The 24,993-nt window shown below is 68.6% G+C and carries 22 protein-coding genes, 1 tRNA gene and 1 pseudogene; 8 read left to right on the top strand and 16 right to left on the bottom strand.

Annotated elements, in window-relative coordinates; translation table 11 throughout:
- The first annotated feature begins 361 nt into the window (after positions 1–361).
- Together cysK and cysE are read left to right on the top strand one after the other, a co-directional pair.
- Positions 362–1,294: a cysteine synthase A gene (gene cysK, locus G6N26_RS01185; protein WP_067170249.1), complete on the top strand. Its 933-nt coding sequence runs from the start codon at positions 362–364 to the stop codon at positions 1,292–1,294.
- Positions 1,295–1,296: 2 nt separating this feature from the next.
- The gene (cysE, locus tag G6N26_RS01180) at positions 1,297–1,980 is read left to right on the top strand and encodes a serine O-acetyltransferase (RefSeq protein WP_067170253.1); all 684 of its coding nucleotides are present in this window, start codon (positions 1,297–1,299) and stop codon (positions 1,978–1,980) included.
- Positions 1,981–2,137: 157 nt separating this feature from the next.
- Here the strand turns inward: cysE and G6N26_RS01175 are convergent.
- Positions 2,138–2,210 (bottom strand) — tRNA-Asn (locus tag G6N26_RS01175).
- Between the two features lie 197 nt (positions 2,211–2,407).
- Between G6N26_RS01175 and G6N26_RS01170 the strand changes: the two genes are divergently transcribed.
- Positions 2,408–2,686 (top strand): hypothetical protein, encoded by a 279-nt coding sequence (locus G6N26_RS01170; RefSeq protein ID WP_067170256.1) that lies wholly within the window; start codon positions 2,408–2,410, stop codon positions 2,684–2,686.
- On the opposite strand, the gene dnaG is transcribed toward G6N26_RS01170, so the two are convergent.
- From dnaG to G6N26_RS01155, 3 genes are all read right to left on the bottom strand, one after another.
- Positions 2,670–4,622, bottom strand: coding sequence for a DNA primase (gene dnaG, locus G6N26_RS01165; protein WP_067170259.1), 1,953 nt, complete (start codon positions 4,620–4,622; stop codon positions 2,670–2,672). The two genes, G6N26_RS01170 and dnaG, sit on opposite strands and share 17 nt — an antisense overlap.
- A gap of 30 nt (positions 4,623–4,652) precedes the next feature.
- The gene (gene sodC, locus G6N26_RS01160; protein WP_082991422.1) at positions 4,653–5,270 is read right to left on the bottom strand and encodes a superoxide dismutase[Cu-Zn]; all 618 of its coding nucleotides are present in this window, start codon (positions 5,268–5,270) and stop codon (positions 4,653–4,655) included.
- 67 nt (positions 5,271–5,337) lie between these two features.
- A complete protein-coding gene (locus G6N26_RS01155) occupies positions 5,338–6,615 on the bottom strand; it encodes a deoxyguanosinetriphosphate triphosphohydrolase (RefSeq protein WP_083020475.1) in 1,278 nt (425 codons plus the stop codon).
- Between the two features lie 87 nt (positions 6,616–6,702).
- Here G6N26_RS01155 and G6N26_RS01150 point away from each other — a divergent pair, with 87 nt between their 5' ends.
- On the top strand, positions 6,703–8,679 hold the full coding sequence (locus G6N26_RS01150) for a TPM domain-containing protein (protein ID WP_083020476.1): 1,977 nt from the start codon (positions 6,703–6,705) through the stop codon (positions 8,677–8,679).
- Positions 8,680–8,727: 48 nt separating this feature from the next.
- On the opposite strand, the gene G6N26_RS26485 is transcribed toward G6N26_RS01150, so the two are convergent.
- From G6N26_RS26485 to G6N26_RS01135, 3 genes are all read right to left on the bottom strand, one after another.
- Complete coding sequence (locus G6N26_RS26485; protein ID WP_372460802.1) at positions 8,728–9,015, bottom strand: hypothetical protein; 288 nt, start codon at positions 9,013–9,015, stop codon at positions 8,728–8,730.
- 500 nt (positions 9,016–9,515) lie between these two features.
- Entirely contained in the window at positions 9,516–10,745 is a 1,230-nt protein-coding gene (locus G6N26_RS01140) for a PPE family protein (RefSeq protein WP_067170274.1), read from the bottom strand.
- A 252-nt stretch (positions 10,746–10,997) separates the two neighbouring features.
- On the bottom strand, positions 10,998–12,389 hold the full coding sequence (locus G6N26_RS01135) for a glycine--tRNA ligase (protein ID WP_083020482.1): 1,392 nt from the start codon (positions 12,387–12,389) through the stop codon (positions 10,998–11,000).
- A 207-nt stretch (positions 12,390–12,596) separates the two neighbouring features.
- On the opposite strand from G6N26_RS01135, the gene G6N26_RS01130 reads away from it, so the two are divergent.
- Both G6N26_RS01130 and G6N26_RS01125 read left to right on the top strand, forming a co-directional pair.
- Positions 12,597–12,998 (top strand): ArsR/SmtB family transcription factor, encoded by a 402-nt coding sequence (locus G6N26_RS01130; protein ID WP_067170278.1) that lies wholly within the window; start codon positions 12,597–12,599, stop codon positions 12,996–12,998.
- Complete coding sequence (locus G6N26_RS01125) at positions 12,995–13,390, top strand: Fur family transcriptional regulator (RefSeq protein ID WP_067170281.1); 396 nt, start codon at positions 12,995–12,997, stop codon at positions 13,388–13,390. Before G6N26_RS01130 ends, G6N26_RS01125 begins: the two co-directional genes overlap by 4 nt.
- Positions 13,391–13,481: 91 nt before the next feature.
- Here the strand turns inward: G6N26_RS01125 and G6N26_RS01120 are convergent, their stop codons facing one another.
- From G6N26_RS01120 to recO, 3 genes are all read right to left on the bottom strand, one after another.
- Positions 13,482–13,910 carry a hypothetical protein gene (locus tag G6N26_RS01120; protein WP_067170284.1) on the bottom strand — a complete coding sequence of 143 codons (429 nt, stop codon included), beginning with the start codon at positions 13,908–13,910 and terminating at the stop codon, positions 13,482–13,484.
- On the bottom strand, positions 13,910–14,779 hold the full coding sequence (locus G6N26_RS01115; protein ID WP_083020477.1) for a decaprenyl diphosphate synthase: 870 nt from the start codon (positions 14,777–14,779) through the stop codon (positions 13,910–13,912). The genes G6N26_RS01120 and G6N26_RS01115 overlap by 1 nt, the downstream gene beginning before the upstream one ends.
- Before the next feature lie 105 nt (positions 14,780–14,884).
- Complete coding sequence (gene recO, locus G6N26_RS01110; RefSeq protein ID WP_067170309.1) at positions 14,885–15,682, bottom strand: DNA repair protein RecO; 798 nt, start codon at positions 15,680–15,682, stop codon at positions 14,885–14,887.
- Between the two features lie 61 nt (positions 15,683–15,743).
- Here recO and G6N26_RS01105 point away from each other — a divergent pair, with 61 nt between their 5' ends.
- Together G6N26_RS01105 and G6N26_RS01100 are read left to right on the top strand one after the other, a co-directional pair.
- Positions 15,744–17,246, top strand: a complete 1,503-nt coding sequence (locus G6N26_RS01105; protein WP_083020478.1) for an amidase — start codon at positions 15,744–15,746, stop codon at positions 17,244–17,246.
- A 78-nt stretch (positions 17,247–17,324) separates the two neighbouring features.
- Positions 17,325–18,782, top strand: coding sequence for an aminotransferase class I/II-fold pyridoxal phosphate-dependent enzyme (locus G6N26_RS01100; protein WP_083020479.1), 1,458 nt, complete (start codon positions 17,325–17,327; stop codon positions 18,780–18,782).
- Positions 18,783–18,958: 176 nt separating this feature from the next.
- On the opposite strand, the gene era is transcribed toward G6N26_RS01100, so the two are convergent.
- The 6 genes and pseudogenes from era to G6N26_RS01070 all read right to left on the bottom strand — a co-directional run bounded on the left by era (position 18,959) and on the right by G6N26_RS01070 (position 24,985).
- Positions 18,959–19,858, bottom strand: a complete 900-nt coding sequence (era, locus tag G6N26_RS01095; protein ID WP_083020480.1) for a GTPase Era — start codon at positions 19,856–19,858, stop codon at positions 18,959–18,961.
- Positions 19,851–21,158, bottom strand: coding sequence for a hemolysin family protein (locus G6N26_RS01090; RefSeq protein ID WP_083020481.1), 1,308 nt, complete (start codon positions 21,156–21,158; stop codon positions 19,851–19,853). Before G6N26_RS01090 ends, era begins: the two co-directional genes overlap by 8 nt.
- 42 nt (positions 21,159–21,200) lie before the next feature.
- Entirely contained in the window at positions 21,201–22,415 is a 1,215-nt protein-coding gene (locus G6N26_RS01085) for a hypothetical protein (RefSeq protein ID WP_263643845.1), read from the bottom strand.
- A 50-nt stretch (positions 22,416–22,465) separates the two neighbouring features.
- Positions 22,466–22,999, bottom strand: a complete 534-nt coding sequence (ybeY, locus tag G6N26_RS01080) for an rRNA maturation RNase YbeY (RefSeq protein ID WP_008255587.1) — start codon at positions 22,997–22,999, stop codon at positions 22,466–22,468.
- Between the two features lie 20 nt (positions 23,000–23,019).
- Positions 23,020–24,077 (bottom strand): annotated as a pseudogene (locus tag G6N26_RS01075) (PhoH family protein).
- Positions 24,078–24,223: 146 nt separating this feature from the next.
- The gene (locus G6N26_RS01070; RefSeq protein WP_083016519.1) at positions 24,224–24,985 is read right to left on the bottom strand and encodes a 16S rRNA (uracil(1498)-N(3))-methyltransferase; all 762 of its coding nucleotides are present in this window, start codon (positions 24,983–24,985) and stop codon (positions 24,224–24,226) included.
- Positions 24,986–24,993: the final 8 nt, after the last annotated feature.

Below are 24,993 nucleotides of genomic sequence, written 5' to 3'. Positions count from 1 at the left end.
GTGCTCGGGAACGAGGTCACAGCGCAGATGAGCCGGATCGACGTGCAGGACGAATGTCCTATAGTGGGGCTATGCCACAGTCCACGCAGCCGCGCTTCGTCCTTACGCGCCGCCCCAGCGTGGACTGTTGTTGTTGATCTCCTGACGCCCTCCCAGGCTCAACCATCTGTGGCGCCAGACGCGAGCAGCATCACTAGTTCGCCGGGCGGAACCCAATCGGGCGCTACTCACCAGCCCTCAGGAAGCTCAACCAGCAAATGATCGATTTGTTCACACCCAGCCGGGCATCCGAGCCCGCAGCCAATTTCGGCATCCGCCGGCAGGCCGAAACGCCCTGTTCCGACATCGTTGAGGAAATCAGATGAGCATTGCCGAAGACGTCACACAGGTGATCGGAAACACGCCGTTGGTGCGCCTACGCCGGGTGACCGAGGGTGCGGTCGCCGATGTCGTCGCCAAACTCGAGTTCTTCAACCCGGGAAACAGCGTCAAGGACCGTATCGGGGTGGCGATGATCGACGCCGCCGAGAAGGCAGGGCTGATCAAGCCGGACACGATCATCCTCGAACCGACGAGCGGGAACACCGGTATCGCACTGGCGATGGTGTGTGCGGCGCGCGGCTACCGATGCGTGCTGACGATGCCTGAGACGATGAGCGTCGAGCGGCGGATGCTGCTGCGGGCGTACGGCGCCGAGATCGTGCTGACTCCCGGCGCCGACGGCATGCCGGGCGCAATCGCGAAGGCCGAGGAATTGGCCAAGTCTGACGAACGCTATTTCGTCCCGCAGCAGTTCGAGAACCCGGCGAACCCGGCGGTCCACCGCGCGACCACCGCCGAAGAAGTGTGGCGCGACACCGATGGGCGGGTCGATATTTTCGTGGCCGGGGTCGGCACCGGCGGCACCATCACCGGGGTCGGTCAGGTCCTCAAGCAACGTAAGCCGTCGGCGCAGATCATCGCGGTCGAGCCGGCCGCCTCACCGGTCCTGTCCGGTGGACAGAAGGGGCCGCATCCGATTCAGGGCCTCGGTGCCGGGTTCATCCCGCCGGTACTCGACGAGGATCTGGTCGACGAGGTCGTCACCGTCGGTAACGAGGAATCGCTCGCGCTGGCCCGTCGGCTTGCCGCGGAAGAAGGGCTGTTGGCGGGGATCTCCTCGGGAGCGGCCGTCGTCGCTGCCCTGCAGGTGGCCCGGCGACCCGAAAATGCCGGCAAGCTTGTCGTCGTGGTGCTGCCCGATTTCGGCGAGCGGTATCTGAGCACCCCGCTCTACGCCGACCTTGCGGAGTAACCATGCTCGCAGCCATACGCCGTGACATCCAAGCTGCTAAGCAGCGAGATCCGGCGGCCCCCACTACGGCGGAGGTGATCTTCGCGTACCCCGGCGTACATGCCATCTGGGGTCACCGGATCAGCCACTGGCTGTGGAACCGCGGCGCGCGGCTGGCGGCGCGGACGTTGGCCGAGTTCACCCGCATCGTGACAGGAGTCGACATCCACCCGGGTGCCGTCCTGGGCGACGGCCTTTTTATCGACCACGCCACCGGCGTCGTGATCGGCGAGACGGCGGAGGTCGGCGACGACGTCACGCTGTACCACGGCGTCACCCTGGGTGGCAGCGGCTCGGATACCGGGAAACGTCACCCGACCGTCGGGGACCGAGTAGTCATCGGCGCCGGCGCGAAGGTCCTCGGGGCGATCAAAATCGGCGACGACAGCCGCATCGGCGCCAATGCCGTAGTGGTCAAACCCGTCCCATCCAGCGCAGTCGTCATCGGGGTCCCCGGGCAGGTCATCAGCCGCCACGGTCGAAACAGCCCGGACGACTCGATGATGCCCGACCTCGTGGGCGTCAGCCTGCAGTCGTTGCTCACGAGGGTCGACAAGCTGGAGGCCATGAACAACGGGGAGCAATCCGGCCGGGTTATCCGGCCGCCCGAGGCCGGCGTCTGGCACGGCGAGGACTTCTCCATCTGACCGGATCGGCTGCGGGTGACAACGAAAGTTGTTGCGACACAGGCAATCCCGACCGATCTCGGTGTGCCTAGCGCTTTCCCAATGGGGTGGGGGGCCGCCGGCGTGTGGCGTCGTCGCGCGTGGGGACATCGATCCGTACGCGACGCGGCACCCTTAGCTCCCCCGCCTGGACTCGAACCAGGAACCCTTCGGTTAACAGCCGAATGCTCTGCCAATTGAGCTACAGGGGACTAACCCGATCGCGGGACGACTCTAGCGTACTGGCACGACCGCGCCCAACTGGCGCGGGCCGTGGCGATCGCCAGCGCGGCGCAGCCGGGCGCAGCGGGTCGCCACCATCGGCCGGCCCAACCTGCCCCGGGATCGACCGCGCACGCACCCCACCCGGTGAGGCAGGATGGAGCCATCGATCGTCGGGAGGAACGCTTTGATCCGGTATGTCGTGGTGCTGGGACTGGGTTACGTGCTGGGCTCGAAAGCCGGTCGTCGGCGATACGAGCAGATCGTCGGCACCTATCGAGCGCTGACCAGCAGCCCCGTGGCCAAGTCGATGATCGAAGGGGGACGCCGCAAGATCGCCAATCGCATCTCCCCCGACGCCGGTTTCGTCACGTTGGCGGAGATCGACGACCAGACCGCCATCATGGAACGGGACGTCGAGCGGCTGCCCGACGAGGAGCTCGAGTCCTCTACTCGTCGCCGCTAGCCTGCTCCAGCAGGCTGCGCCGGTAGGCCTCCATCGCCACCAGGTCGCCGAACAACGCGTGATACTCGTCGCCCTGCTCGATCGGCGACATGCGCTGCAGCTTCGACTTCACCTCGGCGATCTGCCGGCCCATCCACACCTCTTGCAGCCGGGCCAGCACGCCGGCGATGTAGCGCGGCATTTTCTCCTCGTCGACCTGGATGGCCTCCACCCCGAGCTCGCTGATCAGCGCGGCCGTCAGGGGCGACGACGCCCGATCGCGCACCGCCTCGAGCCATTGTGCCCCGGTGACCCCGCTCGACGTGCCGCCGGCGGTCTCGATGGCCGCGCGGATGGCCGCGTAGCCGGGATGGGTGAAGCTCTCGATGGTCAGCGTGTCGAATACCGGGCCGGCCAGCGCCGGGTACTGCAAGGCCGACTTGAGCGCCTCCCGTTGGGGCCACAGGGTGGGGTCGCGGGGGTCGGGGCGGCTGGCGGCGGGCTGGGCCGCGGCGGGAGGTTGATCCGCGCGCCGCGACACCTTGGGTCCGGCTCCGCCGCGGGCCGGGGTTTTGGCGTTCTTGGATTGGCCGCGCACCCGGTCGATGACCTGCGCGACGTCGTCCCAGCCGACCCACCCGGCGAGCTGGCGGGCGTACTCGTCGCGCAGCGTCGGGTCCTTGATCTGGCCGACCATGGGCACGCAGCGGCGTAGCGCGGCCACCCGGCCCTCGGCGCTGTCGAGGTCTATCTCGGCGAGCGCCGACCGGATCGCGAACTCGAACAACGGCGTTCGCCGCGCCACCAGGTCGCGCAGCACACCGTCGCCGGACTTCAGCCGCAGATCGCAGGGGTCCATCCCGTCCGGCGCGACGGCCACAAACGACTGTCCGGCCAGGTTCTGCTCGCCGCCGAACGCCTTGAGGGCGGCGGCCCGCCCGGCCGCGTCGCCGTCGAAGACATAGATCAGCTCGCCGCGAAAGAAGCTGTCGTCCATCATCAGTCGGCGCAGCATCGACAGGTGCTCGTCGCCGAACGCGGTGCCGCACGACGCCACGGCGGTGGTGACCCCGGCCAGATGCATCGCCATCACGTCGGTGTAGCCCTCGACGACGACGGCCTGATGCCCCTTGGCGATGTCGCGTTTGGCCAAGTCGATGCCGAACATCACGTTCGACTTCTTGTACAGCAGCGTCTCGGGGGTGTTGATGTACTTGGCTTCCATCGGGTCGTCGTCGAACAACCGCCGGGCACCGAAACCGATCACCTCGCCCGACGAGGACCGGATGGGCCACAGCAGGCGGCGATGGAAGCGGTCCATCGGCCCGCGGCGCCCCTGGCGCGACAGGCCGGCCGCTTCCAGCTCTTTGAACTCGAAACCCTTGCGCACCAAGTGCTTTGTCAGCGAGTCCCAGCCGGACGGCGCGAATCCGCAGCCGAAGTGACGGGCCGCCTCGGCATCGAAATTCCGCTCGGTCAGATACTGCCGCGCGGGCGCCGCCTCGTCGGATTCCAGCGCCGCCGCATAGAACTCCGCCGCGGCCGCGTTGGCCGCGACGAGCCGGCTGCGACTGCCGCGGTCGCGCTGCACGCTGGTCGCGGGGCCGGAGTAGTTGATGGTGTGGCCGACCCGGTCGGCGAGCATTTCCACGGCCTCGACAAAGCTGACGTGCTCGATCTTCTGGATGAACGCGTACACGTCGCCGCCTTCGCCGCAGCCGAAGCAGTGAAAGTGGCCGTGGTTGGGGCGGACGTGGAACGACGGCGACTTCTCGTCATGAAACGGGCACAGCCCCTTGAGCGAATCCGCGCCGGCGCGCCGCAACTGCACGTAATCGCCGACCACTTCGTCGATGCGCACCCGTTCGCGGATGGCGGCGATGTCGCGATCGGGGATGCGGCCGCGGCCCCGGGCGCGCCCGTCGCCCTCGCTCCAGGAACCTGCCGGGCTTGCCATCGGCTCAGTCTAAGGGCGCGACGGGGAAGGCTAGCCGGTTCCGATGACACCGCATGCGACGCGATCCATCGCGTTCTCGGTGTCCTGGGCGCCGTGCAGCATCAGCGCGGTCTTGGTGCCGGCCAGCAGGTCGTCGCGGGTGAACGAATCGGTGGTGGTGACCAGGTAGGCCGCGCCGTCCTGGCGCACCTCGAGCGTCGCCAGGTCGCCGCTCTCGGGCTTGCCGGTGTGGCCGGGCGCCTGGTAGTGGCCGCCGGCGGACAAGAAGTTCCCCGGCGCACCGCCGGTGGGGGCCACCGAGTTCGGCTCGCACTTGCCGATCTCGTGGACGTGCAGGCCGTGCAGGCCGGGAGTCAGGATGCCGGTCGCCACCGTCTTGACGGTGACGGTCACGTAGTTGCCGGTGAAGTCGAAGGTCGCGGTGGCCGCCGTCCGGCCGTCGGGCGTCTTCAGTTCCGCGCTGAGCGAGCCGCCGGCGGGTGCCGGGGTCGTCGTCGTGGCACCGGTGGATGCCGGCGCGGACTTCACCGGAGGGGTGGTGCCCTGCTGGCTGCTCGCGTGCTGCGGTGAACTGCAGGCAGTCATGGCGACGACGGGAAGCCCCATCACGAGGGAGGCCATCAAAGGCGAGCCGCTGAATTTCTTCATGTCGGGCAGCCTAACTCGCGGCGGCCGCGGCGATTCCCGGACCGGACGAGTTGCGGGCCACGACCCACTACGGGCCGGCCTGGCGGGCGTCGATCCGTTCCAACCGGCCCTCGGTGTAGGAGGCGATCTGATCGACGATGACGCGCCATCGGGCGCCGTCGTCGGCCGCGGTGTTGAAGGCCGCAGCAAACACCGGGTCGAGGGTTCGGGGTGCTCCCCCGTACAGCCAATGCGCCACCCGGTGGATGCGCTCACGCTGGCCGGCCTGGGTTTCCTGATGCCGCGGATCGGACATGATGAACTGCAGCGCCAGGATTTTCAGCAGGGCGACCTCGGCCCGCACCAGATCGGGAACCTGCAACTCGGCCCGGTAGCGGACCAGCGGTCCGGGTCCGGCCGCCGCGCGGGTGGTGGCGATGGCGGCCGAGGCGAACCTGCCGACCAGCTCACTGGTCAGCCTCTTGAGCGCGACCGACGCCGCGAGCGTGGCGTCGTACTTGCCCACGGCGGCGACCACCGGCAGCCCGGACAGCCGTCGCGCGGCCGCCATGAAATCGTCGGCGCGCACGCGGGAGAATTCGGTCTCCCCCAGTTTGGCCAGTGCTGCGGCCTCGTCCTCGTCGGCGAGCACCCGCAGATCGATGCGCTGGGAGACGACGCCGTCCTCGACGTCGTGCACCGAGTAGGCCACGTCGTCGGCCCAATCCATCACCTGCGCCTCGAGACACATCCGGCCCTCCGGTGCCCCTGCCCGCATCCAGGCCGCCGGCTCGCGGTCGGCGTCGTAGAACCCGAACTTGCGCGCCGCAGCTCCCGCGCCTTCGCCGCGGGGCCACGGATATTTGGTGACCGCGTCCAGCGACGCCCGCGTCAGGTTCAGCCCCGCGCTATTACCCTGCGCGTCAAGCACTTTGGGCTCGAGGCTGGTGAGGATTCGGAAATTCTGGGCGTTGCCCTCGAAGCCGCCGTAGCTCTCCGCGACCTCGTCGAGGGCGCGCTCACCGTTGTGGCCGTAGGGCGGGTGACCGATGTCGTGGGCCAGGCCCGCCAGGTCGACCAGGTCAAGGTCGCAGCCCAGCCCGACGGCCATGCCCCGCCCGATCTGGGCGACCTCGAGGGAGTGCGTCAGCCGGGTGCGCGGCGTGTCGCCTTCCCGCGGCCCGACGACCTGGGTCTTGTCGGCGAGCCGGCGCAGGGCGGCGCTGTGCAGGACCCGGGCTCGGTCGCGGGCGAAATCGGTGCGGTGCTGACCTTCGGTGCCCGGCAGACCCGCAGTCTTCGCCGCTTCGGTTACCCGTCGCTGACGGTCGAAGTCGTCGTAGGGGTCGTGCTGATTCCTGGTCACCGACGCACAGTCTGCCAGGGAATGCCTGCCTAAGCCTGGCTCGACTCGGGCCTGCTGGCGTGTGTCGGCCACGGCTAGATTGGCCCTATGCGCACCGCTCGCCTGCTCGCCATGCTCGCGACGCTTGTCACGGTCGGCCTCAGCGGCGGGCTGCTGGTGGCGGCGCCGGCCGGCGCGCAACCACCGTTCCGGTTGGCCGACTATGTCACCGACAACGCGGGGGCGCTGTCGGATTCGGGTCGCGGAACCGTCACCGCCGCCCTCAACAAGCTCTACACCGACCGCCACATCCGGCTCTGGGTGGTCTACGTCGACGACTTCGCCGGGCAGAGCCCGACCGCGTGGGCGCAACGCACCGTGCGCGCCAGCGACCTGGGCGGCTACGACGCGCTGCTGGCCGTCGCGACCACCAGCCGCGCCTACGCCTTCCTGGTGCCGTCCACGGTCAAGAGCGTCAACGCCACACAGGTCGACAACTTGCGTCGCAACAAGATCGAACCCGCCCTGCACAGCGGCGACTGGAGCGGCGCCGCGGTGGCGGCGGCGAACGGCCTCGACGCGTCGCCCGGTTCGTCGGGGCGGGTGATCCTGCTGGCCACACTGGCGGGCATTCTCATCGCGCTGGCCGGCCTGCTGCTGGTGATGCGTCATCGCGGCAAGCGCCGACGGGCCGCGGCGTTGGCCGCCGCACGCCGCGTCGACCCCACCGACGTCAACGCGCTGGCCGCGCTGCCGGTGCAGACGCTCGACGACCTGTCCCGCACGCTGGTGGTGGACGTCGACAACGCGCTGCGCACCAGCGCCAACGAACTGGACCTGGCGGTCGGCGAATTCGGCGAAGCGCGCACCCAGCCCTTCACCAGCGCGGTGACCAACGCCAAAGCGGCTCTGTCCCAAGCGTTCACGGTGCGCCAACAACTCGACGACGACACACCGGAAACACCCGCGCAACGCCGCGAACTGCTCACCCAGGTGATCGTCTCGGCGGCCCGGGCTGACCGCGAGCTGGAGTCACAAACCGAGGCATTCGAGAAGTTGCGCGACCTGGTGATCAACGCGCCGTCGCGGCTGGACTCGCTAACGCAGCGGTACGTGGAACTCACCACCCGGCTGGCGCCGGCGGAGCAACGGCTGGCGGCGCTGCACCACGACTTCAGCGCTGCCGCACTGACTTCGGTGTCCGGCAATGTCACGACGGCCAAGGAGCGGCTGGCGTTCGCCGACCGAAACATCGGCACCGCCCGCGAGCTGGCCGCCCACGCCGTCACCGGTGGGCAGGCCCGCTTGGTGGACGCCGTCCGGGCCGCCGAGTCGGCCCTCGGGCAGGCGCGGGCGCTGCTCGACTCGGTGGACAACGCGGCCGGCGACATCGCGCACGCGATCGACCGGCTGCCGTCAGCCATCGCCGACCTCGAGAATGACATCGCATGCGCCAACGAGCTGCTGCAGAAAAAACCCACGCACACCGGCGATTTGGTGGCGGCCCGCGACGCGGCCACCAGGGCCGTCGAGAGCGCCCGCGCCGGCGGTTCCGAGGATCCGCTGGGCGTCTTCGGTCAGCTGACCAAGGCCGACGCCGCGCTCAACGGGCTGCTGGCCACCCTGGCTGAAGAGCAGGCCACCGCCGAGCGACTCCACCGATCGCTCGAGCAGGCGTTGTTCACCGCGCAATCGCGGGTGCGTGCGGTGTCCGACTACATCGACACACGCCGGGGCAGCATCGGACCCGACGCCCGCACCCGGTTGGCCGAGGCCAAACGCCACCTGCAGGCCGCGCAGGACAAGGGTGCGACGAACCCGAACGAAGCGATCGCCCACGCCAATGCGGCGGCGACGCTGGCCGCTCACGCCCAGTCGCTGGCCAATAGCGACGTGCAGACGATGCAGCGCGCTTACACCCGTCGCGGCGGCAGCGACATGGGAGCGATGCTCGGCGGCATCATCATCGGCGATCTGCTCAGCGGGGGCATGCGGGGCGGGTTCGGCGGCTGGAGCCCGACGTCGTTCGGTGGCGCCCCGGGTTCGTCCGACGGCGGTTTCATGGGTGGCGGCGGGCGGTTCTGAGTCGCCCCGCGCCGGTTACCGCAGCGGGTTTCGGTTCTCTGCCGTGGTTCAGCCGGCGGCCGGGGAATGCGGTATCACGCCCACGGGCCGGGGCGCGGCTTCGCCTTCCCACCCGCTCCAGACGCCGTCGGCGACGGCTGTCGGACGGGGCGCGTCGAGTGTCTGCTCCGCGGTGTCGGCGCTGGATTCCGTCTTCGGAGCCCAGTGGTCGTAGTCGTCCGGCGGGACGGCCACACCCCACTTCAGTGGCACCGATAGAGCACCGAGCACACCGGACTCACCGCGTACTGCCGCCACCGTGTCATCCGGTAACGGCGAACCGAGAGGCAAAAGCACCCCTGCCCCCTTCCACAGCCAATCTAAGCTTCGGGCGCTGTGGCGAACTTACTTACACCAACCGGTTCACATCGTAAGACAAACTGAAGAAAATATGCGGGAATTGCCAATTTTCCTTAATTTGAGCGTGTATCGGACGACGCGGACCGTCACCGGTCCGGTACGGGCGGCGGTCGCGCGGGCCAGGCGCCCCGCTAGCCCGGGCGCTCTTCGGGACACTCTGCGGCGGACCACCCACCCAAACGCCTTGCTGCGCAGCAGTTTAGGGTGGTGACCGGCGATCAGAAGCCCGCGGCCGCGCCGGGAACCGCGGGTGCGACTCGACTGCCGAACCGTCGCTTCCGGCGCGGGTAACGCGTGCGGGCACGCAGTTTTTACGGGGCGTATTAGACGAATTCGCGTGGTGCGATGCGACGTTGGTTGCTCTCCGGGCCCGCATAACCATTTCCGTTTTTCACCGCCGTGCACTCCATGCACATCCGCAACAGCGGCAACGCCGCTTATCGGGTCCGCGGCACCACTTTGGGCCGGGACCGCACCACCTCCGCTTTGGTGCCGCGGTCCTCCCCCTCGGGGCCCTTCTCCCCCACCGGCATGGCCGTCATCGGCACGCCGTTGCCCGGGGCGGCCGCGCTCGCCGTCGCCACCGAGGCCGGCGCTCCTGCGGCCGCCCCCGACATCGCCGGCGCGGGCACGTACGCCGGCATCGACCCCTGCCATGCCGCGGGCACCGACATCGCCCCGACGAACCGCGCGCTCCCCAGGCCCGCCGACGCGACGCCGAGGGCGCCCAGCCCACCGCCGGCAAACGGTTGCAGGTCCGACAGCATGCTGTGGGCGCTGTGCGGCGCCTCGGCGGCCACGTTGGCAGTACTGAGCAATACCGGCGCCGGTGCCGCCGCGGACGCGACCGCCGCCGGGCCGGTGCTTTGGGCCATCGCCACCATGGGTGGCATCAGCGCGGTGGCCGGGTACATCCCGGCCTGGGCCACCGTCGTCAAGGTCGCCACCGGCGTCGACGTCATCAACGACGTCAGCGACGACACGGCCGGCGAGAGCGCCATGAACACCGACTGCAGCTGCGATGCGAACGCGGTCCCCAGCGAGGACAAGCCCTGAAAGAACTGCGAGGCCAGGGTCAGGGGCGCCGTCACCAGATCGGCCAGGCCGGCCAGGCCCGAGGACGCCGCGCCGGCGCCGAGACCCGCGGGCGGCGGGGTGAACGCCGGCAACGTCTCCACCAGCGTTTGGGCGCCCGCGTGATAGCCGACCATCGCGGCCACGTCCTGCGCCCACATCTCGACGTACTCGAGTTCGGTCTGGGCGATCGCCGCGGTGTTCTGGCCAAAGAAGTTGGTCGCGATCAGGAGGAGCAACCGGGCACGATTGGCCAGCACCGCCGGCAGCGGCACCGTCGCCACCACCGCACCCTCGAAAGCCAGCGCCGCCAGCCGGGCCCGGATCGCGGCCACCTCCGCCTCAGCCGCGGCGATCAGCAGCCATTGCACGTAGGGCGCCGCGGCGGCGGTCATCGACACCGACGACGGACCCATCCAGGGGCCCGCCGCCAGGTCCGTCACCACGGTGTTGAACGAGGACGCCGAGGACGACAGCTCAGCCGCCAATCCATCCCACGCGGAGGCCGCCTCGAATAGAGGTCCAGAACCGGCGCCGCCGACTATCAAGGCCGAGTTGATTTCCGGAGGGAAGAACAAAAACGCGGGAATCATTCACACCCCAACCGACCGAGTCAACGGCTCCAGCGTCAGACGGCCCGACATCCGCCCGCGGCTCAACTAGCTATCTACTTATGCCCCACGCCAGATCCTAAGGCACCGCCACCACCGCGGCCCGATTTTTAAGCAAACCTTATTTCGCCAATGCGACCCGGCGACGTTAGATGATTCACTCGCGCATGAGTCGGCCAGACGCACACCGTCGCAACGGGACCCGATCGGGCATCCCCAAACCGGTCCCCGTGATTAACAGCCTTTGAGCCGTGTCGCCAGATAATCGGCCACCGTGTTCATCGCGACCCGCTCCTGGGACATGTCGTCGCGGCGCCGTACCGTGACCGCGTTGTCCTCGAGCGAGTCGAAATCCACCGTCACGCAGAACGGCGTGCCGATCTCGTCCTGGCGCCGATAGCGCCGCCCGATCGCGCCGGCGTCGTCGAAATCGATATTCCAAAATTGGCGCAGTTCGGCGGCCAGGTCACGGGCCTTGGGGCTCAGGTCGGCGTGGCGGGACAGCGGCAGCACCGCCGCCTTGACCGGGGCCAGCCGCGGGTCCAGCCGCAGGACGGTGCGCTTTTCCATCGCGCCCTTGGCGTTCGGGGCCTCGTCCTCGACGTAGGCGTCGATCAGGAAGGCCATGAACGAGCGCGTCAAACCGGCCGCCGGTTCGATGACATACGGGACGTAGCGTGCATCGGTGGCCTGGTCGTAGAACGACAGGTCGACGCCGGAATGCTTCGAGTGCGTCGCCAAGTCGAAATCGGTGCGGTTGGCGACGCCCTCCAGCTCACCCCAGGGGTTGCCGGCGAAGCCGAATTTGTACTCGATGTCGACGGTGCGATCGGAGTAGTGCGACAGTTTGTCGGCCGGGTGTTCAAACAACCGCAGGTTCTCCGGATCGATACCCAACTCGACATACCATTGCAGCCGGGTGTCGATCCAATACTGATGCCATTCCTTCGCGGTCGAGGGCTCGACGAAGAACTCCATTTCCATTTGCTCGAACTCGCGCGTCCGGAAAATGAAGTTGCCCGGGGTGATCTCGTTGCGAAAACTCTTGCCGATCTGGCCGATACCGAAGGGCGGCTTCTTGCGGGCGGTCGTCACCACATTGGCGAAGTTGACGAAGATGCCCTGGGCGGTCTCCGGGCGCAGATAGTGCAAACCCTCCTCGGTCTCGATGGGGCCGAGGTAGGTCTTGAGCATCATGTTGAATTCGCGCGGCTCGGTCCATTGCCCGGGGTCGCCGGTGTCGGGGTCGCGGATGTCGGCCAGCCCGTTGGGCGGCGGGTGGCCGTGCTTGGCCTCGTAGGCCTCGATGAGATGGTCGGCGCGGTAGCGCTTGTGGGTGATCAACGACTCGACCAGCGGGTCGTGGAAGACCTCGACGTGGCCGGAGGCCACCCACACCTGGCGCGGCAGGATGATCGACGAGTCCAGGCCGACGACGTCGTCGCGTCCGCTGACCACCGCGCGCCACCACTGACGTTTGATGTTCTCTTTGAATTCCACACCCAACGGGCCGTAGTCCCACGCCGACCGGGTTCCGCCGTAGATCTCTCCCGAGGGGAAGACGAAGCCGCGCCGCTTGGCCAGGTTCACTACGGTGTCGATGACGGACGCCACGGGGCGGTGCACTCCCTTTCCGGGGTTGGGTGGGCGCGCCTGGCGGTCGACCGCCGCGCGCAGAGCATCAGTCATGGTAGCGATCGGCCCCACGGTCTTTGACATGCGTCATCATGCATGTGACAGTGGAAGGCAGCCGATACGGCGGATACTTTCCCACTACCTGGCACTTCTCGAGGTGATGCCGCTCCCATGATGTCCCCCTCACGTTCTGCCTCGATGCCGGCCGCCGCCGACGGCGACATGGGAACTGACTTGGACGCGGTCGCCCACGACCACGGCGGTCTCGGCGCCCCCGGGCACTCCGGACTGGTCGATTACCCCGTCCCGCCGCCGCGGGAGATCCTCGATGCCGCGGGCGAGTTGCTGCGCGCGCTGGCGGCGCCGGTGCGCATTGCCATCGTGTTGCAGTTGCGCGAGTCGCATCGCTGCGTGCACGAGCTGGTGGACGCACTCGGCGTGCCCCAGCCGCTGGTCAGCCAGCATCTGAAGATCCTGAAGGCGGCGGGTGTGGTGGCCGGCGAACGGTCGGGGCGCGAAGTGCTGTACCGCCTCGCCGACCATCACCTCGCGCACATCGTGGTGGACGCCGTCGCGCACGCGAGCGAGGACACCCCGTGACGTCAGGAGCGAGCGTCCGCGCCACCCGTCAGCGCGCGGCGATCTCGACGCTGTTGGAGACACTCGACGAATTCCGCTCGGCGCAGGACCTGCACGACGAGTTGCGCCGGCGCGGCGAGAATATCGGGCTGACCACCGTCTACCGGACGCTGCAGTCGATGGCCGCGGCCGGAATGATCGACACGCTGCGCACCGACACCGGTGAGTCGGTCTACCGCCGGTGTTCGGAGCACCATCATCACCACTTGGTCTGCCGCAGTTGTGGATCCACGATCGAGGTGGGCGACCACGAGGTCGAGGAGTGGGCGACGGCCGTGGCCGCCAAGCATGGCTTCTCCGACGTCAGCCACACCATCGAAATCTTCGGCACCTGTTCGGAGTGCAAGGCCTGACGCGCCGCGCACGCCGTGCCGCGAGTGTGCGGCCTGACGCACATTCGGCGCCGGGTGTGCGGCCTGCCGCACACTGGGCGCTTGCCAGCGATTACGCCGTCAGCGTCCGGCGAATCTGGGCGCCGGTGTCCAGCACCAACAGGATCAGGGTCCGTAGGGCATCGTCGGCCAGGCCGGCGCCGGGAAAGTTGTAGCGCAGTATCACGTCGGCGCTTTTGGCCGCACCCTTGCCCGAATTGCGTTGCACGGCTTTGTCGTTGACCTTCTCGATCAGGCTGACACTACCGAAGTTGCTGTCGCGCGCCTGCTTGGCCACGTGGTCGCTGACCTTCTTGGTCAGCGGCAGATCCCACGCGACGATCTGGGTGAGCGACACCAGGTCGAGGCCCTCGGCGATGTTCACCACCCGCAACGAGGCGATGGTGCCGTCATGGTGGACCGTCAGCGCGCCGTCGGTCTCCTCCTGCAGCGCAACGACATCGCCGAGGACCGAGGCCAGACGCTCCTGCAGTGACGGCACTATGCGCTCCCGAACCGGCGATTGCGCGAGGCGTATTCCTCGCAGGCCGCCCACAGGTCGCGACGGTCGTAGTCCGGCCACAGCTTGTCCTGAAAGACGTACTCGGCGTACGCGGCCTGCCACAACATGAAATTGCTGGACCGGTGCTCCCCCGAGGTGCGCAGGAACAGATCCACGTCGGGAATGTCGGGCCGCTGCAGGTGATGGGCCACCGTCGACTCGCTGATGCGCTCCGGGTTCAGTCGGCCCGCGGCGGCCAGGCGCGCGATTTCCTTTGTGGCATCGGCAATTTCGGCGCGCCCACCATAGTTCACGCAGTAGTTGACGGTGATGACGTCGTTGTCCTTCGTCATGTCTTCCGCGATCGCCAGTTCGTTGATCACGCTGCGCCACAGGCGGGGGCGCGACCCGACCCAGCGGATCTTGACACCTATCGTCTTCAGGTTCACCCGGCGCATGCGTACGACGTCGCGGTTGAAGCCCATCAGGAAGCGGACCTCTTCGGGCGAACGTTTCCAGTTCTCGGTCGAGAAGGCGTACAGGCTCAGCCATTTGATGCCGATTTCGATTGCGCCACAGACGATGTCGATGACGACCGCCTCCCCGGCGCGGTGGCCGTCGGTGCGGGTCAGCCCCTGCTGGGTGGCCCAGCGGCCGTTGCCGTCCATGACGATGGCCACATGGTTGGGCAGCCGGTCGGCCTCGATCCTGGGCGCGGCCGCCTTGGAGATGTGCTGCGGCGGCCGGCAGGGACCGCCGTCGGCGGAGGGCGGCAGCTCCGGAAAGACGACGGGCCAGGTCGACTTGTCGGGAAAGACCGGATAGTCCTCGGGCGCGGGGGGCAGCTGCGGGAAACCGCGTTTCGTCACGCGCGCCCCGCTGGCCTCGGCTGGAGGGCATGTGTCTGGTGCATGCCGGCTGACGCAGATGCGGGTGTGACGGAGGTGATCACCGCCCGTCCGCCGGCCCGAACTTTAGCCACAGTCCATATCCTGCCCGATCAGCGTCGCGCGCTGATCGGCGATGGTGCGGTCGACGTGATACGTCCGTTCTACGAGCGGCAACGTCTTGAGTTGGCGCTCCAAATGCCATTGCAGGTGCGCCGCCACCAGACCGCTGACGTAGTTGCGGTGCGACTGCGGCGTCTTCTCGGCGAAGTCCCAATCACCATCGTGCAGCGCCGACATCAGATCCAGCACCCCCGGCGGCGGCGTCGTCGAACCGGCCGGGCGGCAGTGGGTGCAGACGCTGCCGCCGGCGCCGACATGAAACGCGCGATGGGGACCGGGTGTGGCGCAGCGGGCGCATTCGGTGAGCGCCGGCGCCCATCCGGCGATGCCCATCGCCCGCAACAGGTAGGCGTCCAGCAGGAGGTCCCGGGACCGGCGGCCGTCGGCCACCGCCCGCAGGGCGCTCACCGTGAGCCCGTGCAGGGCCGGGGCGGGCGCCCGCTCCTCACCGGCGAGGCGCTCGGCGGTCTCCAGCATGGCGCACCCGCAGGTGTAGCGGCCGTAGTCGCTGACGATGTCGGTGGCGAACGCGTCGATCGAGACCACCTGGGTGACGATGTCGAGGTTGCGGCCGGGATGGAGTTGCGCGTCGATGTGCGCGAACGGCTCCAGCCGCGCACCGAATTTGCTGCGGGTACGACGCACGCCCTTGGCCACCGCGCGGACCAGCCCGTGATCACGGGTCAGCAGGGTGACGATCCGGTCGGCTTCGCCGAGCTTGTGCTGGCGCAGCACAACAGCTCGGTCTCGGTATAGCCGCATCCCCATAGTTTTGCACCCCGCCGCGACATTGCGGGTATCCGCGCCGTTAGTCTCGTACCCCGTGATTGGCGCTTCTGGGTCGGGTTTCGGGGCCCTTTCCGGCTCGGGTTCCGCATCCGGGCGCCGGCGCCTGCCCACGCTGACTGACCTGCTCTATCAGCTGGCCAGCCGCTCGGTGACGTCCACCACACTGGTGGGTCGTTCGCTGCACGCCATCCACGCCAGCCAGCCCACGCTGAACGCCTTCCGGGTGGTGCTCACCGAATCGGCGCTCGCCGACGCGGCCGAGGCCGACCGCCGCCGCGCGGCCGGGGACACCGCCCCGCTGCTGGGGATCCCGATCGCCGTCAAGGACGACGTCGACGTTGCCGGCGTGCCCACCGCGTTCGGCACCGAGGGGTCGGTCGCGCCCGCCACGCACGACGCCGAGGTGGTGCGCCGCCTCAAGGCCGCCGGCGCGGTGATCGTGGGCAAGACGAACACCTGCGAACTCGGCCAGTGGCCGTTCACCAGCGGGCCCGGTTTCGGGCATACCCGCAATCCCTGGTCGCGGCGGCACACCCCGGGCGGATCGTCGGGCGGCAGCGCTGCGGCGGTCGCCGCGGGTCTGGTCACGGCCGCCATCGGGTCCGACGGCGCCGGCAGCATCCGCATCCCGGCGGCGTGGACGCACCTGGTGGGCATCAAACCGCAGCGCGGACGGATCTCGACCTGGCCGCTGCCGGAGGCGTTCAACGGCATCACGGTCAACGGCGTGCTGGCCCGCACGGTGGCGGACGCGGCGTTGGTGCTCGACGCCGCGTCCGGCAACGTCGAGGGAGATCGACACAAGCCGCCCTCGATCACTGCCTCCGACTATGTGGGCAAGGCGCCCGGCCCGCTGAACATCGCGCTGTCAACCCGGTTCCCCTACACCGGTTTTCGGCCCAAGCTGCACCCCGAGATCCTGGCGGCGACGCGCGCCGTGGGCAACCAGCTCGAACTGCTGGGCCACACCGTGGTGCCCGGCAACCCCGACTACGGCATCCGGTTGTCGTGGGACTTTCTCGCCCGGTCCACCGCGGGTCTGCGGGACTGGGAGGAGCGCTTGGGCGACGGCGTCGTGCTGGACCCCCGCACGCTGTCCAACCTGCGCATGGGTGCTGCGCTGGGCCAGGCGATCCTGCGCAGCGCCCGCCGCCACGAGACGGCCGACCAGCGCCGGGTCGGCTCGATCTTCGACATCGTCGACGTGGTCTTGGCGCCGACCACCGCCCAGCCCCCACCGCTGGCGCGCGCCTTCGACCGCTTGAGTGGCTTCGGCACCGACCGGGCCATGATCGCGGCCTGCCCACTGACGTTCCCGTGGAACGTCCTGGGGTGGCCGTCCATCAACGTTCCGGCCGGCTTCACCTCCGAAGGCTTGCCGATCGGCGTGCAGCTGATGGGCCCGGCCAACAGCGAGGGCATGCTGATCTCGCTGGCTGCCGAGCTGGAGGCCGTGTGCGGATGGGCGAGCAAGCAGCCTCAGCCCTGGTGGCACCAAAACGCGGACAGCCCGCCGGCGCCCGCGCCCAGCGGCTGAGATCCACGCCCCTCATCCCGGCGTCGTGGCAGGTCGGGGCGGTGAATCTCCGGCCGACGAGGCGGGTACACGTGGGACATGGACCAATCCGAAGCCCCCCTCCTCGATGCGCTGGCCGATTACCGCGAAAAGAACCGCTACGGGTTCACGCCGCCGGGCCACCGGCAGGGCCGCGGCACCGACGAGCGCGTCCTCGCGGTCCTGGGACGCGAACCTTTCCTCGACGACGTGCTGGCCAGCGGCGGCCTGGATGACCGCAGGACCAGCAACAAATACCTGAAGCGCGCCGAAGACCTGATGGCCGAAGCGGTGGGCGCGGACACCGCCTGGTTCTCCACCTGTGGCAGCTCACTGTCAGTTCGGGCGGCGATGATGGCCGTGGCCGGCGGCCGGGGCAGCCTGCTGGTCAGCCGGGACAGCCACAAGTCGATCGTGGCGGGGCTGATCTTCTCCGGTGTGCAGCCGCGCTGGATCACCCCCCGCTGGGACGCCGAGCACCACTTTTCTCATCCGCCCTCGCCGGAGCAGGTCGAAGAGGCCTGGGACAAGCATCCCGACGCCTCCGGCGCGCTCGTCGTCAGCCCCAGCCCGTACGGCACGTGCGCCGACATCGCCGGGATCGCCGAAGTGTGCCACCGGCGGGGAAAGCCGTTGATCCTCGACGAGGCCTGGGGCGCGCACCTGCCGTTCCATGAGGACCTGCCGACCTGGGCGATGGACGCCGGCGCGGACCTCTGTGTGGTCAGCGTGCACAAGATGGGCGCCGGTTTCGAGCAGGGTTCGGTGTTTCACCTGCAGGGGGACCTGATCGATCAGGACCGCCTGTCGGCCTGCGCGGATCAACTGATGACCACCAGCCCCAGCGTCCTGCTGTACGCGGCGATCGATGGGTGGCGCCGGCAGATGGTGGATCATGGTCACGAATTGCTGGGTACCGCACTCGATTTGACGAGACGCGTGCGCGAGGAGATCGAACTGATCCCCGATGTGGACGTGCTCGACGACGAGCTGCTCGGCGCGCAGGCATCCCACGACCTGGACCGGATGCAGGTGCTGATCGACGTATCGACAACGGGCACATCGGGTTATCAGGCCGCCGACTGGCTGCGGGCGCACGCGCATGTCGATGTGGGCATGAGCGACCACCGGCGCATCCTGGCCACCCTGTCGATGGCCGACGACAAGGAGACCCTGGGGCGTCTCACCGACGCCTTGCGCGCGTGGCGCACCGCGGCCGAGGACTTCGACCCGCCGCCGAGCATCGCGCTGCCCTCGCCCGAAGAGATGCAGCTGGAGTCGGTCGAGTTGCCGCGCGACGCGTTCTTCGGGCGGGTGGAGGCGGTGCCCACGGACAAGGCGGCCGGTCGCATCGCCGCCGAGCAGATCACCCCGTATCCCCCGGGCATTCCCGCCGTCGTGCCGGGTGAGCGTCTCAATGCTGCTGTGCTGGACTACCTTTGCTCGGGCGTGAACGCCGGCATGAATTTGCCCGACCCCGCCGATCCGTCGCTGAACACCATCCGCGTGCTCGCCTGACGCGGTGATCCTGCGCATCAAGATGCACATGAGCCACATGCGTGGCCTCTGCTTGGCATTTGGGCTTTCCCGTTTGCGCTCGCACTGGCGCTAGCACAAATGAACTCACCTATTGGTCAGAGGACTGGGGCGTGCGCCCTGCGCCGAGGGTGACGGGCGCCGAGCCGGGACGTGGGTTAAAAGCCCAGCCGGCCAAGCTGTTTGGGGTCGCTCTGCCAGTTTTTGGCCACCTTGACGCGCAGGTCGAGGTACACCTTGGTGCCCAGCAGCTTCTCGATCTGGGCGCGCGCGGCGGTGCCGACGTCGCGCAGCCGGGCGCCACCCTTGCCGATGATGATGCCCTTCTGGCTGTCGCGTTCGACGTAGAGCAGCGCGTGCACGTCGATCAGGTCGTCGCGATCCTCCCGCGGGTTGACCTCGTCGATGACCACGGCCAACGAATGCGGCAGCTCGTCGCGCACGCCCTCGAGGGCGGCCTCCCGGATGAGCTCGGCCATCAGGACCTCTTCGGGTTCGTCGGTCAGTTCCCCGTCGGGGTAGTAGGCGGGGCCGGGGGGCAGCGCGGCGGCCAGCACGTCGACCAGGACGTCCACCTGTGTGCCGGCCACCGCGGACACCGGGACGATCTCGGCAGCGCCGCCGACCAGCTCGCTGACCGCGACCAGCTGCGCGGCGACCCGGTCCTTGGGCATCTTGTCGATCTTGGTGACGATGGCGACCAGCGTCGCCTTGGGTGCGGTCGCCCGGATCTGCTCGACGATCCACCGGTCCCCCGGGCCGATCGCCTCGTCGGCCGGGATGCACAGCCCGATCACGTCCACCTCGGCGTAGGTGTCACGCACCAAGTCGTTGAGCCGCTTGCCCAGCAAGGTGCGCGGGCGGTGCAGACCCGGCGTGTCGACCAGGATGATCTGGAAGTCGTCGCGGTGCACGATCCCGCGGATGGTGTGCCGCGTGGTCTGGGGCCGCTTCGAGGTGATCGCGACCTTGGTCCCGACGATCGCGTTCGTCAGGGTCGACTTCCCGGTGTTGGGTCGGCCGACCAAACATACGAAGCCGGAACGGAATTCAGTCATGCTGCGGGATTTCCTCGCCGTCGGGTGAGCCGTCGGATTCGACGGGGCTGAGCAGGACGGTGCCGATGCGCACCCGCCCCCGGTGATCCGTGCCGCCTTCGGCGTGCAGCCGCAAACCGTGGGAGACCACCTCGGCGCCCGGCAACGGAACCCGGCCCAATTCCAGGGCGAGCAGGCCACCCACGGTGTCGACGTCGAGGTCGTCGTCGAACTCCACCCCGTAAAGCTCTCCGAGGTCTTCGATCGGCAACCGCGCTGACACCCGAAAGTGTTTGTCGCCCAGGTCTTCTATCGGCGCGGTCTCCGCCTGGTCGTACTCGTCGGCGATCTCGCCGACGATTTCTTCGAGCACGTCTTCGATGCTGACCAGGCCGGCGATCGCGCCGTACTCGTCAACGAGCAGCGCCATGTGGTTGCGGTCGCGCTGCATTTCGCGCAGCAGGGCGTCCAGGGGTTTGGAGTCGGGCACGAAGACCGCCGGCCGCATCACCTGCGCCACCGGCGTGGCACGCCCACCGTCCGACCAGAACGTCTGTTGGACAAGGTCTTTCAAGTATACGACCCCGACGATATCGTCGACGTTCTCGCCGATGACCGGGATGCGCGAATGCCCGCTGCGCACCGCGAGGCTGATCGCCTGGCTGGCGAATTTGTCGCTTTCGATCCAGATCATCTCGGTGCGCGGGACCATGACCTCGCGGGCCGGGGTGTCGCCGAGCTCGAAGACCGACTGAATCATCCGGCGCTCCTCGGCGGCGACCACGCCGCGCTGCTGGGCCAGGTCGACGACCTCGCGCAGCTCGATCTCGGAGGCGAACGGCCCGTTCCTCAACCCGCGCCCCGGGGTGACCGCGTTACCCAGCACCACCAGCAGCCGGCTGATCGGCATCAACAACCACGAGATCGCTTGCAGCGGAAGCACCGTCGTCAACGCAATGGAATAGGCGTTTTGCCGGCCGAGGGTGCGTGGGCCGACTCCCATGACGACGAAGCTGGTCACCACCATGATGGCCGCGGCGCCGAACAGCCCCCACTTCAGTCCGAAGTTGTCATACAGGAACACCACCAGCAGCACGGTCGCGGTGATCTCGCACGCGATCCGCAGCAGCACAACGAGGTTGATGTAGCGCGGCCGTTCCGACATCACCTTGGACAGCGCCACCGCGCCGGGCCGCTCGTCGCGCACCATTTCCTGAACGCGGGCCAGCGACACCGTGCTGATGGCCGCATCGATCGCGGCGAAAAGTCCACCCAGCGCGATCAACGCGACGGCGCCGAGCAGCTCAGACCAGCCGGTCAACGGTCATCCCTGGACGTTGTCACTGACTCCCCAATGGCTTCGCTAGGACTCAGCGGCGTCGTCCTCGCTGCGGTTCCGGCGATTGAGCAGCCAGGCGACCAGGCCCACCACCACCGCGAACCCACCGAAGCGCAGCGCCATGGTCCACGCGGATTGGTGGGGTTGACCGGGCTCCTGGTGGTGAACGGCGAGCAGCACCAAGAAGCCGCCGTCGTCGGTGAGGCCCACGCCCGGCGTCGGCTGGGTTTTGATCACCCGGATCTGGGCGGGGGCGCTGCTGGAATTGTCGATCTGTCCCCAGGCCAGGGTGGAGTCGTCGAGCAGGAACGTGTCCTGGCTGCCCGGGGGTTGGCTACCATCGTGACCCACCACCGCCACGTGGCCGACTTCCACGGTCTCGCCCTTGGCGGGAACGGACACGACGACGTTCTCGTACAGCTTCGAGGGCGCCGGCGGTTTGTAGTCCGGTGGCGGCGGCCCGTTGTACCCGTTGAGCGGCATCGAGCCCCCGCCGTAGAAGCTGCCTGCGGCCACATAGCTGTCGCCGACCGCGGTGAAGGGCACGACACCGACCGTCGCGGCGTCGAGCACCATCCGGGCTCCGCGCGGCAGGTACAGCTGCTGGTACGCGCCGTTGTAGAAGTAGCGGAACGTCATCGGCTGGTTGAGCGGGTTGTAGAGGGTCGGGCGGCGGTAGGCGTCGTCGTAGTCGACGTAGTCCCAGTGGCGCGGCCGGACGAACCGGTGCTCGTCGATCTTGAGGATGTCGACGTTTTGCCGGTGCGAGTTCACCACGTTTTGCACCTGCTGGTTGAAGTCCACCTCGGTCGGCGGCTTCGGCGGGTTGGCGGGGTCGGCGCGGGTTACCGGCGCGGCCTTCGCCGACGCGATCGCCACCGAGGGCGCCTCCAGCCCTCTGGGCGGCGCGACCACCGGGGCGTTCCGCGGCGCATCGGGCCCCGGCGGGTTGATCTCGAGCACCGGGACCGTGTTTTGCCCCGCATTGGGCGGCGGAAGGACCACCGGTTGCTGCACCGGGGGCGGGGGTGGGGGCGGCTCGTACACCGGGATGGGCACTTGCGGAACCGGTGTCGGCGCGTTGCTCGGTGGCCCCTGGACACCGCGCCTGTCCTCGTTGCACACGTTCGCCGTGTGATAGGCGTTCACGTAGAACATGCAGTGCTGGCAGGACACGGGGTTCGAGCCCGCGCCGGCGCAGGGAGCCGCCTGCGCCACCGTGTCGGTGGCGACGATCATCGAGATCGGCGCGAACGCGATGGCTGCGGCCACCAAAATCCAAAGTCGGCTCAATTGTCGAAATACCTTGACTTGTCCAGCAATCGGCGGTCGCGCTCTTCCTGGCGGTCCTGGCGGTAGGCCTCGACCTGATCGGCGACCCACTCCTCGAGCAGCCGGTCCTGCAGAGCGAACATCTCCTTTTCCTCGTCCGGCTCGCCGTGGTCATAGCCGATGAGGTGCAGCACACCGTGGATGGTCAGCAGCGCCAGCTCGTGCCCCAGGCTGTGTCCCGCCGCGGCGGCCTGGCTGGCGGCGAATTCCGGGCATAGCACGATGTCGCCCAGCATCGAGGGCCCCGGCTCGGGGGCGTCCGGGCGCCCGCCCGGTTCGAGTTCGTCCATCGGGAAGCTCATCACGTCGGTGGGCCCGGGCAGGTCCATCCAGCGCATGTGCAGGTCGGCCATCGCCGCGGTGTCCAGCAGCACCATCGACAGCTCGGCCGCCGGATTGACGTCCATCTTGGCGATGACATGCCGCGCGACGCTGATCAACTCGGCCTCGGAGACGTCGATGCCCGACTCGTTGGATACCTCAATGCTCATGGGACCCGCTCACCGCACCATCATCGGCGACCACGCGAGCCCGACGCCCGCCGCGCAGCCCGGTTCATCGTCAGGTCGGGCTCTTCGAACTTGGCATAGGCGTCGACGATTTCCGAGACCAGCCGGTGGCGCACGACGTCCACGCTGGTCAGTTCCGCCACGTGGATGTCCTCGACGCTGTCGAGGATCTCGATCGCCGAGCGCAGGCCCGACCTGGCGCCGCCCGGCAGGTCGACCTGGGTGATGTCGCCGGTGACGACGATCTTGGAGCCGAAGCCGAGCCGGGTCAGGAACATCTTCATCTGCTCGGCGGTGGTGTTCTGCGCCTCGTCCAACACGATGAAGGCAGAGTTAAGCGTTCTACCCCGCATATACGCCAGCGGCGCCACCTCGATGACGCCCGCCGACATCAGCTTGGGGATCAGCTCGGCGTCCATCATGTCGTAGAGCGCGTCGTACAGCGGCCGCAGATACGGGTCGATCTTCTCGCTGAGCGTGCCCGGCAGGAAGCCAAGGCGCTCACCGGCTTCCACGGCCGGACGGGTCAGGATGATGCGGCTGACCTGCTTGGTCTGTAAAGCGTTGACCGCCTTGGCCATTGCCAGGTACGTCTTGCCGGTGCCGGCCGGGCCGACCCCGAAGACGATGGTGTTGGCGTCGATGGCGTCGACGTAGCGCTTCTGGTTGAGCGTCTTGGGCCGGATCGTCTTGCCGCGCCGCGACAGGATGTCCAGCGTCAGCACCTCGGCCGGTGACTCGTTGTCGGTGCCGGCCAGCATGGCGACGCTGTGCCGGACCACTTCCGGGGTCAACGGCTGCCCACTGGCGACGATCGCGATCAGTTCGGAGATCACGCGTTCGGCGAGGGCGACGTCGGCGGGCTCACCGGAATGGTCAGGGTGTTGCCGCGCACGTGCAGATCGGCGTCCAGGGTGCGTTCCAGGGAGCGCAGGTTCTCGTCTGCCGAACCCAGCAGGCCCATGACGGTATCGGGCGGAACGTTGATGCTGCTGCGAACTTGAGCGTCGGCCTGGAGGGCTCCGGCTGCGTCAGCAGCGCTGGTCTCGCGGGGCGTCACGTGGTTTTCGATGCCTGCCTTGTGTGAAGTGCTCGCCGATCCCGGCGTTTTCTAGCGCTTTTATCCTACCGCCGGGTCGACGCTGACCCCAATGTGCGGCGCGCGACGAGTCTTCAGCGGCGCAACAGAACGAAGACCGGCGGCGCTCACAGGCCCGACGGGTGGTCCCAGCGCGGCGTCAGCACCCCGAGCGCGCCGAGCGCGACCGCCGCGGCGGTCGACGTCCGCAGCACCTGCGGCCCCAGCCGCACCGCCGCGGCGCCCGCGTCGGACAACGCCGCCATCTCGTCGTCGGCGATCCCGCCTTCGGGGCCGACGACCAGGAACACCGACGTCGCCCGCGCGAGGTCGATGTCGGCGAGCCGATCGGTGGCCGACTCGTGCAAGGCCAGCACCGTCGCGCCGCCGGCCACCTCGTCGCGGATCCGCGACGTCAGCGCCGCGGTGGACACCACCCCGTCGACCGGCGGGATGTGCGCGCGGCGGGATTGGCGGGCCGCCGACCGGGCGACCGCACGCCAGCGGCGCAACCCCTTGTCGACCCGCGGGCCGTGCCAGTTGGCCACGCAACGGGCGGCCTGCCAGGCCAAAAACCCGTCGGCACCGGCCTCGGTGGCCAGCTCGATCGCCAGCTCGGAACGCTCCGACTTCGGCAGGGCCTGCACCACCGTCACCGGCGGAGATCCGGGCTCGACGCTCCAGCGCTTGAGCACCCGCGCGCTCAGGCCGTCGCGCCCGGCGTGCTCCACCTCGCAGTGCGCCAGGCCCCCGGCGCCGTCGCCGAGCACCAGCTGCTCACCGGGGCGGATCCGCCGCACGCTGGCGGCGTGGAAGCCTTCGTCACCGGCCAGGACGGCCAGCGCGCCGGTCTCGGGCAGGTCGTCGGTGTAAAAGAGGGTCGCGACCATCGGCGCGC

This window comes from Mycobacterium marseillense (genome assembly GCF_010731675.1).
Lineage (GTDB): Bacteria > Actinomycetota > Actinomycetes > Mycobacteriales > Mycobacteriaceae > Mycobacterium > Mycobacterium marseillense.
Note: the sequence above shows the minus strand (reverse complement) of the source record. Positions and strands in the feature narration are given on the sequence as shown.